Source organism: Catenulispora sp. GP43 (assembly GCF_041260665.1).
GTDB lineage: Bacteria > Actinomycetota > Actinomycetes > Streptomycetales > Catenulisporaceae > Catenulispora.
In genome coordinates, this window is sequence record NZ_JBGCCT010000055.1 from 1 (window position 1) to 12,957 (window position 12,957).

The window sequence follows — 12,957 nt, forward strand, 5'->3', positions numbered from 1 at the left end:
CCCGTTCCGGTTTTTTTCTGTGTGGTCGGGGTTGGCGACGTCCTCCCGCGCGCCGGGCCGGCCCCCCCCCCCCCCCCCCCCGGGGGGGGGGGGGGGGGCCCCGCGACCCGGCCGGGCCGCCGGTCGGGCCGGGCGGCGGATCAGACCCAGTCGGCGATGGTCTCGTGGCCGTCGTGCTTGTAGATCATGACGATGCTCATGTGCAGCGGGTTGTCGTCGAGCGTCAGGGTCTTGCTCGAACCCGATGACGTCGACTTGCTGACCGAGATGGTGTCGTTCACGAGCGAGTCGCGTTGTGCCTGGCTGAGCGAGTCGTGGAGTTTGGTCACGGCTTGCGGGCACGTCGAGGCCTGTTCGATCAACTCCAGCTTGGCCTGCGCGGACGGCTCCAGAATGGCGCACGCCCCGTTCGCGTCGCCCGATCCGACGGCCTTGAAGTACCGCTGGACCGTGGCGCCCTGGTGGCTCAGGAACGTGTGGCAGCCCACGAGGATCGCCAGCAAGGCGACGACGAACCCGACGCCTATTCCGATCTTCTTCCACATGAGTCCCCCCGGGTCATGCCGTCAAAGAGCGCTGACACTATAGGCGGCGACGCGGGACGGGGAAGGCGACTTCCTGCTGCCCGCATCCATCCGGTATGGGCGTGCTCCAAGCCTTGCATCCCGGTTTGGTGACGATGTTTAGGCCCACAAACGCTGTCCGCCCCAGACCCTAGACTTCCGCACATGACCGGAGGGGACCAGGGCGGATACGTGATCGATGGACGGTTCGAGCTGCTGCAGCGGCTCGGCGGCGGCGGTATGGGGTTGGTGTGGCGGGCACGCGACCTGATGCTCCAGCGCGAGGTGGCGCTGAAGGAGGTGCGCTCGCCGGATCCGTCGGTGCACGGCAGTGATCCGGCCGAGCAGCGCGTCGTGCGCGAGCGGGTGCTGCGCGAGGCGCAGGCGCTGGCCCGGTTGCAGCATCCGAACGTCGTCACGATCTTCCACATCGTCGACTCCCACGAGCTCGCGCACCCCTGGCTGGTGATGGAGCTGGTGACCGGCGGGTCGCTGGACGGGCTGCTCGACGAGCGCGACCTGACGGTGCCCGAGGCGCTGCGCATCGGCCGGGGCCTGCTGGGCGCGCTGCGGGCGGCGCACGCCGCCGGGATCCAGCACCGCGACGTGAAGCCGGGCAACGTGCTGCTGCGCGGCGACGGTACACCGGTGCTCACCGACTTCGGCATCGCCGCGCTGGAGGCCTCGCCGGGGCTGACCGCGACCGGGATGCTGATCGGCTCGCCGGAGTACATGGCGCCCGAGCGCGTCCACGGCGTCGAGGGCGATCCGCGCTCGGACCTGTGGTCGCTGGCGCTGCTGCTGTACGTCGGCCTGGAGGGCCGCAACCCGCTCAGCCGCGAGACCACCATCGCCACGATCGCCGCGGTCTCCGAGGGCTACGTCCCGCCGCCGGTGCGCAGCGGCCCGCTGGGGCCGGTCCTGAGCGCGGTGCTGGTCCCGGACCCCGCGCGCCGACCCTCGGCCGAGCAGCTGGACGCGATGTTCGCCCATGTCGAGGCCGGCGGGAGCGTGGGGGCCTTCCAGCCGACGGTGCCCGCGCAGCGCATGCCGGACAACGCCGCCGCGCAGGGCTACGACGAGTGGCTGACGCGGCAGTACGCCAACACCGGCCAGAACCCGATGCCGGTCACCGACCAGCTGCCCGGCGGCTCCGGGCCCCGTCCGCCGATGAACCCGTACGGCAACAGCAACGGCAACGGCCCCGGCAACGCCACTGGCAACCATGCCTACGCCACCGGCAACCCCGCCTACGCCTACGGCGGCATGAGCCCGGAAGCCGCCGAGCGCTACCGCTCCAAGGCGTTCCGCCTCACCACGATCTCCACGGTGGCCGTGCTGGGGGTGATGGGCTTCTCGGTCTGGGCCACGACGCGGGCGGAGAACCACGCGAACCAGGCCGCGAACAACAACGCGGCGAACAACATCCCGACGTTCTCCATGCCCGCGGTCCCCGACACGCAGGCCGCTGCCGGATCCACGTCGCAGGCCCCGATCGCCGCCGCGTCCACGGCGGCCGGCGGCGACTCGGCGGCGACGCAGCACCTGCTGACCCCCGCCGGGGCCCGGGCCGTGATCAAGCAGATCCTCGCGGTCAGCGGCGGCAGCCGCGTCGTGTCGATGACCATCTACGACGACCACGCGAGCTTCGACGTGGTGAAGAAGGACGACTCGGGGGTCTACGACACCTACGACTTCGTCAACGGCAAGGCCGGGTTCTCGATGACCGGCGACGCCCTGGACCAGGGCGAGCCGGCGCTGGACCCGTACACGGTGAACTGGGACGCGCTGCCGGGGCTGCTGAAGGACGCCGACGCCACGCTGAACGTCAAGAACCCGAAGTACCACTACGTGGTCGTGGACTCCGACATCATCGACCACACCCTGAGCCTGAAGGTCTACGTCGGGGACGACTACCGGAGCGGGTATCTGTCGGCGGATTTGAAGGGCAAGATCCTCGAGCGGTACCCGCAGGAGTGACCGAGCGAGTAAACAAGAACGGTGAGGGAACCCGCCATACCTGACGAAGACCCGCGCTACTACGCGCACGCCGCGACGGTCAGCGCGCGCCGGTACGAGGTCCCGGCGGTCCCGGGCGACTGGGACACCGGGATGCTGCGGGTCATCGCCGATCCGGATCTGCTCGCCGAGCTGATGCCGCCCCGGCGCGGACCGGTACAGGGACCGGCGGTGCGGGGCGGCGACAGCCACTCGGATCTGCTTCTGGAGGACCTGTGGTGGCCGGCTGCCGAGGTCGCCGCGCCCGCCGGGGCCACCGGGGCCGCCGGGGCCCCGGAGTCTGCCGCGACCTCCGCTGCCGCTGAGGCTTCCGCGCCTGCCGCTAAGCCGGGCAGCGCGCTGGCCGACATGCCTGTCGCCGAGCTGGCCACCAAAACCGGCAGCGTGCCTGCCGCCAGATCGGCCAGCACGCCGGCCACCAAACCAGCCGGCGCCGCGCGCTCCTCCACCGCGATGGCCGCCGCGACGGTGGTCTCCCGGGTCGGCGGCATGCTCGCCCAGGCCCTGCAGGCCGCGGCGCTCGGTTCCTCGGTGCTGGCGACCACGTTCACCGTCGGCAACACCCTGCCGAACATGATCTACTTCCTGGTCATCGGCGGCGCGCTGAACGCGGTGTTCATGCCGCAGCTCGTCGCGGCCATGCGGCGCGATCCCGACGGCGGCGCGGCCTACGTCAACCGGCTCCTGACCCTGGTGTTCTGCGCGCTGCTCGCGGTGACGGCGGTGGCGACGGTCGCGGCGCCGTGGATCGTGGCGGCCTCGGCCGGAAGGCTGGACTCCGTCCACCGCGCGCTCGCCGTGTCCTTCGCGCGCTACTGCATGCCGCAGATCTTCTTCTACGGGGTCTTCGCCGTGGTCGGCCAGGTGCTCGGCGCCCGGGGCCGCTTCGGCCCGGCCGCGTGGGCGCCGGTGCTGAACAACGTCGTGGTGGTCGCGGTGTTCGCCGGGTTCATCGCGGTCGGTGGGGGAGCGGGGCAGAGCGCCGACGGGCAGGCGGTCCTGAGCACGTCGCAGAGCATGTTCATCGGCCTCGGCACCACCCTCGGCGTCGCCGTGCAGGCGGCTGTCGTGCTGTGGTTCCTGGCCGGCTCCGGCGTCCGCTACCGGCCGCGTTTCGACTGGCGCGGCGCGGGTCTGGGCCGGGCCGCAGCACCGGCGAAGTGGACGCTGGCCTACATGCTGGTCGGCCAGGCGGTGAACGTGCTCGTGATGAGCTTGGCCACCGGCGTGGACCAGGCCTATCCGCATTCGGCCGTCGGCTATGCCGCCTACTCCAAGGCCCAGCAGATCTGGATCCTGCCGCAGTCGGTCATCACCGTGTCGCTGCTGACGATGCTGCTGCCGCGGATGAGCCGCGCGGCGGCCGACGACGACCCCGCGGCGGTCCGGCGCGACCTGTCGCTCGGACTGCGGGTCTCGGGGGCGGCGATCGTGCCGTGCGCGTTCGCGTTCCTCGCACTGGGACCGCAGTTCGCCACCGTCCTGTTCGGCTACGGCAAGACCAGCCTGCCGCAGGCGCACGGGATCGGGTTCATGCTCGCGGCCTCGGGCCTGGGCCTGATCCCGTTCTCGGCCCAGTACGTGGTCCTGCGTGGTTTCTACGCGTTCGGCGACACCCGCACCCCCTTCACCGTCGGCCTGATCACCGGTGCGGCCAACGCCGCGATCGCGATCGGGGCGAGCGCGCTGCTCGGCGGCACGCGGTGGCCGGTGCTGGTGATGGCCGCCGGTTCCGGGCTGTCGTCGGCGATCGGCCTGGGCTGGTCCGTGCGGCGCCTGCGGTCCCGCCTGGGCGGTCCGGCCACAGCGAAGCCCGGCAAGGGCGTGTCACGGGTCTACCGCCGGCTGCTGCTGGCCGCGACCGTCGCCGGGGTGGTCGGCTACGCCGCGGCGCAGGACGTCGGGGCGCTCGCCGGGACCGCGCGCCCCGGCTCGCTGCTGGCCGCCGCGGCGGGCGGTGCGGCTCTGGTGGTTGTCTACGTTTTGGCGGCCAAAGCGCTGCGCGTCGCGGAGGTGGACCGGATGACCGGCCGTATCAGGGCCCGCATCACAGGGTTGATTCCCCGCGTCGGATGACATGATTGCGGCGAAACGTCCTGACCTGCCAACCAAGAAGTTACCCAGTCGTCAAAACTCGTTGGTAACTTGGCCTTCACAGGGTCCTGATGGGGTGCCATTCTCTTCCGCAGCGCACCCCCCATCCACCCCCACATGGAGGTTCCCTGTGCTCCCTCGTCCCCACAAGCGGACGCGGACGCGACGCCCCGCGCTCAAGCGCGTGCTCCTCGTCCTGGCCTCCGTGACGGCCGCCTTCACGACCGTGATGGCCACCGACGCCTCGGCCGCCAGCGGCGTGAACTACGTCGCGCTCGGTGACTCCTACTCCTCCGGCGTCGGCTCCGGGTCGTACATCTCGTCGTCCGGCAACTGCCTGCGCAGCACGCTGGCGTACTCGCAGCTGTGGGCCAACGCGCACAGCCCGGCCAGCTACACCTCGGTGGCCTGCTCCGGCGCGACCACCTCCGACGTGCTCAGCAGCCAGATCTCGGCCCTGAGCTCCTCGACCAACCTGGTGTCCATCACCATCGGCGGAAACGATGTCGGCTTCTCCTCGGTGATGCAGACCTGCGTGCTGGACTCCGACAGCGCGTGCCTGAGCGCGATCAACACCTCGGTCGCGCAGGCCAAGTCGGTGCTGCCGGGCAAGCTGGCGAACACCTACTCGGCCATCCGCAACGCCGCCCCCAACGCGCGCGTCGTGGTGATGGGCTACCCCGAGTTCTACGACCTGGGCAACTCCTGGATCTGCCCGGGCCTGTCCACCACGGACCGGACCGCGCTGAACAACGCCGCGGACACGCTGGACGGCATCATCCAGACCGCGGCCCAGAACGCCGGCGACTCCTACGCCGACGTGAAGAGCCGGTTCTCCGGCCACGAGCTGTGCGACTTCTTCAACGAGTGGCTGCACTCGGTGAACGTCACCGACGTCACCGAGTCCTACCACCCGACCGCCGACGGCCAGTCCGGCGCCTACCTGCCGGCGATGGACTCCGTCACCGGCTGAGAAGCGCACCGAGCGCATCCCTGATACGCGGACCGCGCCGGCCCCACGGAGGGGGCCGGCGCGGTCTGTCGTCTCCGCGTTCGTTTCCGCGTTCGTCTGCGCGTCGGCGCGCTCACAGCTCCCGCAGGACCGCCGGCAGCCGGGTGTGCCGCGGCCGGTCCGGCACGTTGGCCACGGCCTGCGGCAGCGCCGAGCCGGCGCCGTGCACGATCGACAGGTGCCGCTCGGCCAGCCCGCACAGGCCGTAGACCAGGGCCCGGGTCAGGCTGCCGGAGGACGGGCCGTCCAGCACCACCACCGCCGCCGGCCAGGTGCCGCCCAGCGCCTCGCGCGCGGTCAGCGCCTGGACCTGCTCGGTCCCCAGGCGCTCGCGCAGCGCCCGGGTGACGGTCTCGGCGCCGGCCTCGCCGCCGGCCCGGATGGTCACCACCTGGATGTCCTCCGGGGCCAGCCCGAAGGTGCGCGGGATGGAGTCGGCGGCCAGCTGCACGGCGCGCGCCACCGCCTCGGAGGCGTCCCGCACCGGCACGATCACCAGCCGCTTCTCCGGGTCCTGCTCCGGCGGCGGCAGCTCGCCCTCGCGCAGCGAGAAACGCAGGTCGGTCAGCGGATGCGGCTCGGAGTCGGCGGCGCGCACCCGCGGCACCCGGCCGTCGGAGGTGTAGGCCATCAGCGATTCCGAGCGGGTCTCGACCAGGTCGCGGAACGGCTGGCCGGGGCCGGCCGGGCCGGGCTCGGCGGGGTCGCCGGCCAGCAGCACGCGCATGCCCTCGGGGACCGCGTCGAGCAGCGCGGCCAGGGCCTCGGCGTCGATCTGGTGGGCCGCGGAGACGACGACCAGGCCGGGCTGGGGCTCGGCGAACGCGACGGCCGGGGGTTCGGGGGCGGCTTCGGGCTCTGCTTCGGTGGCGGCTCCGGCCCCGGCACCTGCCTCAGCGCCGGTATCGGATTCGGCACCAGTTTCGGATTCGGCACCGGCACCGGCACCGGCACCGGCACCGGCTTCGGAATCAACCGAGGCCGCGGCGCCCGCATCGCCATCGGCGGCTGCCGCGGTCGCCGAGTCGCCCGCGGCGCGCTGGCCGGGCACCTTCTCAGCGTCCGCCGCCTCTCCGCGCCCGAGCGAGGCCAGATACTCCTGGACTGACAGCACCGTCAGCTCGGTCCCGCCGAGCTCCCGGTTCAGCGTCCGCACGCTCGCGGCGTTCCCGCCGATTATCGCCACCGGCACCCCGGCCGCCGCGGCGGCCTCGGCGAACCCGGCGATCTGCGCCGTCTTGGCGATCCCCGGCGCGGTGGCGACGAGCGTCAGGCCGTAGGACCCGACCGTGTCGCGCAGCTCGCCGTGGATCCGGTCGCCGGAGGCGTCCAGCCGGTCCCAGGCCTCGCCGAGCGGCTCCGGCGTGGCCAGCAGCCGCTGTACGGCCTCGCCGACGCCCTCCTCGGCGAACGCGTAGCGCTCCCTGCTGATCATCAGGCCGGAGGCGCCGCTCGACTCCTCCGAGCCGCCGTTGCCGTCCTCGTCCTCCTCCTCGCCGGCGTTGGAGAACGCGAGCATGTCGCCCTCCTCCAGCGCCGCCTGAAGCGCCCCGGCCGGGTCGCCGAAGCCGAGGCTGCCCAGCGCCGAGCACAGCACGTCGGCCGGCTGCGCGGTGTGCCCGTCCAGGGCCGCGCGGTCCAGCAGCCAGCCCAGCACCGCCCGCGCGCGGCGCGGGTCCTGCGGGCCCGCGGTGCCGCCGAGCACGCTGCGCGCGAACCCGTCGGCGGCCTCGGGGCGCACCCCGGGCACCCCGAGGATCAGCCACGGGTCGGCGGCCAGCCGGGCCGCGGCCTGCTCGCCGAGCGCCGCGGCCACCCGCGGGGCCAGGTCGCCCGGGGCCCCGGCGGAGGCCAGGAGCTCGTCCAGGGACGGTGCGTCGGGTTCGGTCATCGTCACTTCTCGTCCTATCCGTCCTGCGGTGCGGTGGTACTGGATCTAGCTGGGTCTACAGGTTCTGCGAGTGCTGGGACACCAGCCGCGGCCGGGCCGGCTGCCAGGTGTGCTCCGGGTACCCGATGTCGGGCTCGGAGACGTCGTCGAGCGCCTCGCGGATCTCCCGGGGCAGCGTCAGCTGCTCGGCGCTCAGGCAGCCGCGCAGCTGGGCCACGGTGCGCGGGCCGACGATCGGGGCGGTGACGCCGGGCCGGTCGCGGACCCAGGCCAGCGCCACCTCCAGCGGGGCCACGCCCAGGCCGTCGGAGGCGATCATCACCGCGTCGACGATGCCGTCGCTCGGGCCGTCCAGGTAGGGCTCGACGAAGGGGGCGAACATCGCCGAGGCGGCGCGGGAGTCGGCCGGCACCCCGGAGCGGTACTTGCCGGTCAGCACCCCGCGGCCCAGCGGGGACCAGGGGAGCAGGCCGATGCCCAGGTCCACGGCGGCCGGCTGCACCTCGCGCTCGATGCCGCGCTGCAGCAGCGAGTACTCCATCTGGGCCGAGGCGATCGGGGCCCGGCCGAAGTCGGCGGACTGCCAGGTCGCGGCGCGCGCCAGCTGCCAGCCGGGGTAGTTGCACACGCCGACGTAGCGGGCCTTGCCGCTGGACACGGCGGTGTCCAGCGCGGACAGGGTCTCCTCCAGCGGGGTGGCGGGGTCGTAGGCGTGCAGCTGCCACAGGTCGATGTAGTCGGTGCCCAGGCGCTTGAGGGAGCCCTCCAGGGCGTTCAGGAGGTGGCGGCGGGAGGCGTCGAAGCGGCGCGGGCCGAACGGGACGCTCACCGCCTTGGTGGCGATCACCACGTCGGACCGGATGCCCTCGACCATCCGGCCGATGATGTACTCGGCGTCGCCGTCGCCGTACACGTCGGCGGTGTCGATCAGGGTGCCGCCGGCGTCCAGGAAGGTCTTGAGCTGGTCGGCGGCCTCGTGCTCGTCGGTGTCCCGCCCCCAGGTCATCGTGCCCAGCCCCAGCCGGGACACGCGCAGTCCCGTCCGCCCCAGGTGTCGCTGCTCCATGACAGGTGACGCTATCGGTTGCCGGGGACACCGCGTGGGCGGCGTCACCATCGCGCCGCTTCCTACTGACGAGTAATATCACCGGCGACGGCGCCGCGACCGCGCGAGCCGACTGACGGGTGCCACCGGCCGGTGGTCCAGCGGACAGGAGTGGGCGATGAAGCTCGGCGTGAACATGGGCTACTGGGGCGCGGGCAACGACGCCGAGAGCCTGCAGGTGGCCAAGGAGGCCGACCGGCTCGGCTACGCGGTCTGCTGGGCCGCCGAGGCCTACGGCAGCGACGCGGCCACCGTCCTGACCTGGATCGCGGCCCACACCGAGCGGATGGACGTGGGCTCGGCCGTGTTCCAGATCCCGGCCCGCACCCCGGCGATGACCGCGATGACCGCGGCCACCCTGGACACCCTGTCCGCCGGCCGGTTCCGCCTGGGCCTGGGCGTCAGCGGGCCGCAGGTCTCCGAGGGCTGGCACGGCGTGCCCTTCGCCGCGCCGCTGGGCCGCACCCGGGAGTACGTGGCCATCGTCCGCAAGGCGCTGACCCGCGAGCGCCTGACCTACGAGGGCAAGCACTACACGCTGCCGCTGCCCGGCGGCCCCGGCAAGCCGGTGAAGCTGACGGTGCACCCGGTCCGCGAGGCCATCCCGGTCTACCTGGCCGCCATCGGCCCGAAGAACCTGGAGCTCACCGGCGAGATCGCCGACGGCTGGCTGCCCGTCTTCTTCAGCCCCGAGCACGCCGGGGAGCACCTGGAGCACATCAAGGCCGGACGCGCCAAGGCGGGCAAGAGCGGCCTGGAGGGCTTCGACATCGCCCCGACGGTCCCGACGGTGATCGGCGACGACGTCCAACTGTGCGCGGACCTGGTGCGCTGGTACGCGGCGCTGTACATCGGCGGCATGGGCAGCAAGGAGCAGAACTTCTACAACCAGCTCGCCTGCCGCATGGGCTACGAGAAGGAAGCCGACGAGGTCCAGCAGAAGTACCTGGCCAAGGACTACGCCGGCGCGGCCGCGGCCGTCCCGTTCGAGTTCATCGACCGCACCAGCCTGATCGGCCCGAAGGAGCGGATCGCCGAGCGGATGGTCGCGTACAAGGAGGCCGGGGTGACCACGCTGAGCGTGGGCGCGGCCTTCGGCGACCTGGAGACGCGCGTCGGCATTGTGCGCGCGGCGGTCGAGGCTGCCGAAATGGCGGCAATCTCCTGAGAAACGGGTAAGGACCCTGGCTTCGTCGTCCATGGTCATCGACGTGCGGTCGGATTGTCACTAAAATCGCGGTCGTGCCGAATGCGAGTTTCCCAGGTGTCGAGTCCGTCATCGACGATATCGCCAAATGCGAACTCAGATATCGCGATCGGGCGGAGGAGGGGCTCCTCAGCGAGGAGGAGCTCCTGGAACTTCTGGACGGCTATCTTCCGCCACTGATCTACGCGTTCGACACGCAGGTCCCCCCGCCCCGTGAACGCGGCGGGGCTCTGGCCCTGCAGAAGGAGTTCTACGAGTGGCGCGGCACGACCACCGGCGACCTTGAGGCCCGCCGCGCCGCCGTCATCCGCTCCTACCTGGCCTCCGAAACGGAGCGTCGCGGCCAGTTCCGGCTCAGCCGCTCCCAGAACGGGCGAATAGCCGCCCACTACGACGCCCTGGGCGAGGAGTTCCTGGCGCTCGGCCTGCCCGGCCACGCGGTCCTGGTGTTCCAGGTCGCGGCAGACCTCTACGCCTCGCTCCAGCAGAAGTCCAGGCGTCAACGTTCACTGTTGAGCGGGCGCCGTGCCCAGCATGAGGCGCGGACGCACAGCGCACTGCGTTTCCTGGACGCGGCCTACGACGCGATCTGCGGATACGGCTACCGGCCCTTTCGGATGCTGGGCTGGATGGTGCTCACCCTGGCGGTGTTCAGCGTGGTCGTCTGGCTGACCGGCTCGCCGGGGTACGCGGAGTCGCTGCACGCCTGCCTGATCGACTTCCTGAACCCGCTGGGCCTGGGCGACGTGGAAGGTATTTTCAGCGGCACCGCCCAGATCCTGTTGATCATCGAGAGCTACATCGGGAGCATCTCGATGGCGATCTTCTTCGCGTTCCTGGTCAGGGATTAGGCGAGTTAGGGCGGGATAGGGCGAGATAGGGCGGGATCCTCAGAGCACGGGTGCTGACACGGGATCGGTCCGCGCCGGCTCGGGCACCGTCGTCGTCCGCGTGAGCAGATACAGCGATCCCATGCCCATCAGCGCGGTCATCGCGCCCAGCAGCACCCGGAAGTCGACGACCGCCACCAGAGCCGCACCGACGGCGATGGCGGTGGTCTGGGGCAGCGAGATCATCATGTCGAGGGCGGCGCTGGTGCGGCCCATGACCTCGGGCGGGGTGGTGCGCTGGAACAGCGTCATCAGCCCGGCGATGATCCACGGCAGGCTGACTCCGACCAGCATGACGCCCAGGCCCGCCGCCGCCACGGACGGCAGGCAGCAGGCGGCGAAGCCGAGCCCGGCGGCCGCCATCCCCAGGGCGATCAGCCGGCTTTCGCCGAGGCGGCGCATCAGCGGCCCGGCCAGCAGGCCCGCGGCGATGGCGCCGAGGCCCTGGAACGACTCGATCACTCCCACGAAGGTGGGCTTGCGGTGCAGTCCCTGGTCGACGATGGCGAACAGCACCGACTCGGAGAGCCCGAACGCGAGCACGCAGAGCACAGCTGCCGCAGTCGCCTGGCGCAGGATCGGCATGCCGAGGATCTGCCGTACTCCGGCGGACAGCTCGCCCCTGAGCCGCTTCTTCTCGGCAGGCGGCGTCGGGGCCGCCTCCCGGGTGCCGATGGCACGCAGGAGCAGCGACGCGAGCACGAAGGTGGCGACGTCGCCGAAGACCAGCGGCGCGATGCCCCATGCGGCGAGCACCCCGGCTCCCAGCAGCGGGGAGACCAGGCGCAGGCCTTGAAGGACGGTCTGGAGCAGGCCGTTGGCCTGGCCGAGCTGCTCGGCGGGAATCAGGGTCTGGGTGTAGGCGGTCATCGCGGCCCCGGTCACGCTGCTGAGCACGCCGTAGCCGAACATCACCGCGTAGATCAGCCACACCCCGCTCCGGTCGTGGACCAGGAGCAGGGGCAGCACCGCGAGCCCGGTGACCAGGTTCAGGATCGTGATCAGCGGCCGCCGCCGGACGCGGTCCACGACCACGGCCCCGGCCGGGGCGAGCAGGCTGCCGAGGATGAAGACGAAGAAGGACAGGCCGGCCTGGGAGCTGCTCCCGGTCAGCTGCTTGATCCAGATGCCCAGCGCGATCCACATGACGTTGTCGCCGAGGACGTCGACGAACCGCGCGAGGACCAGCAGGCGTATGTCCCGGTGCCGGAGCAGCTCCCTCATGGCCTCAGCCCTCTTCCGTCTGGATGGCGTCGAACGGGAACATGAACTGGATGAGCTCGATGGGCACGCTGCCCGCGGGCCGCAGGCCGGGATCCTCCAGGCGCTCGCGGTAGCGGAAAAGCACGGCGACCAGCTCCTCCTGGAACGCCTCGGCCTCCTCGGGGGTGAGGTAGAAGACCGCTTCGGAGACTCCGGTTATCTTCCGCCAGTCCTCGGGGAAGCTGCCCCGCAGCGAGTTGACCCGGGCGAGCTTGGCGAGCCACCGCTCCCAGAGCACTGAGGTGAGCACGCCGGCCGCGATCCGGGCTTCGGGCTCCTCCATGCCGCTCTCGTCGTAGCCGAAGCCGATGTGGGCCCGCTGCCAGGGCCGTCTGCGGCCGGGGCCGCCGCCGGCTTCCTCGACGAAGCCGTACTTCGCGAGCGTGCGCAGGTGGAACGCGCAGTTGGTGGGCGACTCGCCGATCATCTCGGAGACCTCGGTCGCGGTCAGGGGCTCACGCCGGGAGAGCGCCTCCAGGATGGCCAGGCGGGTCGGGTGCGCGACCGCGCGCATGGCCTTGGGGTCTGAGAGTTGGCGGTGGTGCGTCCGCTCCTCGGAAGTCACGTTTCGAAAGACTACGCTCGAAAGAGTTCTTTCGACAAGCGTGGTGGTGCGGGGGTGCGGGGGCGCGGGGAGGTGCGGTTTGTTGTGGTTTAGAGGCTTTTACGGCTTCGCGTATGGTTTGCGGGATCCGTTGGTGGCGCGGGTCGAGTGTGCCTCGGGTTGTGTGGGGGCGGCGGTGGTGTGGGCAGGTGGTCGGGTCTACTGCCACAGGCCACAGTCAAGAGCAAGGTCAAGAGCTAAAGGCGCCGCCGGAGGCAATGCCACGTAGCTTAGTTTGATCTTGTTGCTGTGGCTGGGTGGTGCCGGATGGTGGGTGGGGTGTGGTGGCGGGTGCCGGTGTCGGTGGTT

At 71.6% G+C, this 12,957-nt stretch carries 10 protein-coding genes; 5 read left to right on the plus strand and 5 right to left on the minus strand.

Annotated elements, in window-relative coordinates:
- Positions 1-140: 140 nt before the first annotated feature.
- A complete protein-coding gene (locus tag ABH926_RS51225) occupies positions 141-545 on the minus strand; it encodes a hypothetical protein (protein WP_370374710.1) in 405 nt (134 codons plus the stop codon).
- Positions 546-728: 183 nt separating this feature from the next.
- Here ABH926_RS51225 and ABH926_RS51230 point away from each other — a divergent pair, with 183 nt between their 5' ends.
- From ABH926_RS51230 to ABH926_RS51240, 3 genes are all read left to right on the plus strand, one after another.
- Positions 729-2,543, plus strand: a complete 1,815-nt coding sequence (locus tag ABH926_RS51230) for a serine/threonine-protein kinase (protein WP_370374711.1) — start codon at positions 729-731, stop codon at positions 2,541-2,543.
- Positions 2,544-2,564: 21 nt separating this feature from the next.
- Positions 2,565-4,658, plus strand: coding sequence for a murein biosynthesis integral membrane protein MurJ (gene murJ, locus ABH926_RS51235; RefSeq protein WP_370374712.1), 2,094 nt, complete (start codon positions 2,565-2,567; stop codon positions 4,656-4,658).
- A gap of 148 nt (positions 4,659-4,806) precedes the next feature.
- On the plus strand, positions 4,807-5,649 hold the full coding sequence (locus tag ABH926_RS51240; protein WP_370374713.1) for an SGNH/GDSL hydrolase family protein: 843 nt from the start codon (positions 4,807-4,809) through the stop codon (positions 5,647-5,649).
- Positions 5,650-5,761: 112 nt separating this feature from the next.
- On the opposite strand, the gene ABH926_RS51245 is transcribed toward ABH926_RS51240, so the two are convergent.
- Together ABH926_RS51245 and ABH926_RS51250 are read right to left on the minus strand one after the other, a co-directional pair.
- Entirely contained in the window at positions 5,762-7,579 is a 1,818-nt protein-coding gene (locus tag ABH926_RS51245) for a helix-hairpin-helix domain-containing protein (protein ID WP_370374714.1), read from the minus strand.
- A gap of 55 nt (positions 7,580-7,634) precedes the next feature.
- Entirely contained in the window at positions 7,635-8,645 is a 1,011-nt protein-coding gene (locus ABH926_RS51250; protein ID WP_370374715.1) for an aldo/keto reductase, read from the minus strand.
- 157 nt (positions 8,646-8,802) lie between these two features.
- Between ABH926_RS51250 and ABH926_RS51255 the strand changes: the two genes are divergently transcribed.
- The gene (locus tag ABH926_RS51255) at positions 8,803-9,852 is read left to right on the plus strand and encodes an LLM class F420-dependent oxidoreductase (RefSeq protein WP_370374716.1); all 1,050 of its coding nucleotides are present in this window, start codon (positions 8,803-8,805) and stop codon (positions 9,850-9,852) included.
- Positions 9,853-9,926: 74 nt separating this feature from the next.
- The gene (locus ABH926_RS51260) at positions 9,927-10,742 is read left to right on the plus strand and encodes a hypothetical protein (protein ID WP_370374717.1); all 816 of its coding nucleotides are present in this window, start codon (positions 9,927-9,929) and stop codon (positions 10,740-10,742) included.
- Positions 10,743-10,781: 39 nt separating this feature from the next.
- Here the strand turns inward: ABH926_RS51260 and ABH926_RS51265 are convergent, their stop codons facing one another.
- Positions 10,782-12,005 carry an MFS transporter gene (locus ABH926_RS51265; protein ID WP_370374718.1) on the minus strand — a complete coding sequence of 408 codons (1,224 nt, stop codon included), beginning with the start codon at positions 12,003-12,005 and terminating at the stop codon, positions 10,782-10,784.
- A gap of 4 nt (positions 12,006-12,009) precedes the next feature.
- On the minus strand, positions 12,010-12,609 hold the full coding sequence (locus ABH926_RS51270) for a winged helix-turn-helix domain-containing protein (protein ID WP_370374719.1): 600 nt from the start codon (positions 12,607-12,609) through the stop codon (positions 12,010-12,012).
- Positions 12,610-12,957 lie beyond the last annotated feature (348 nt).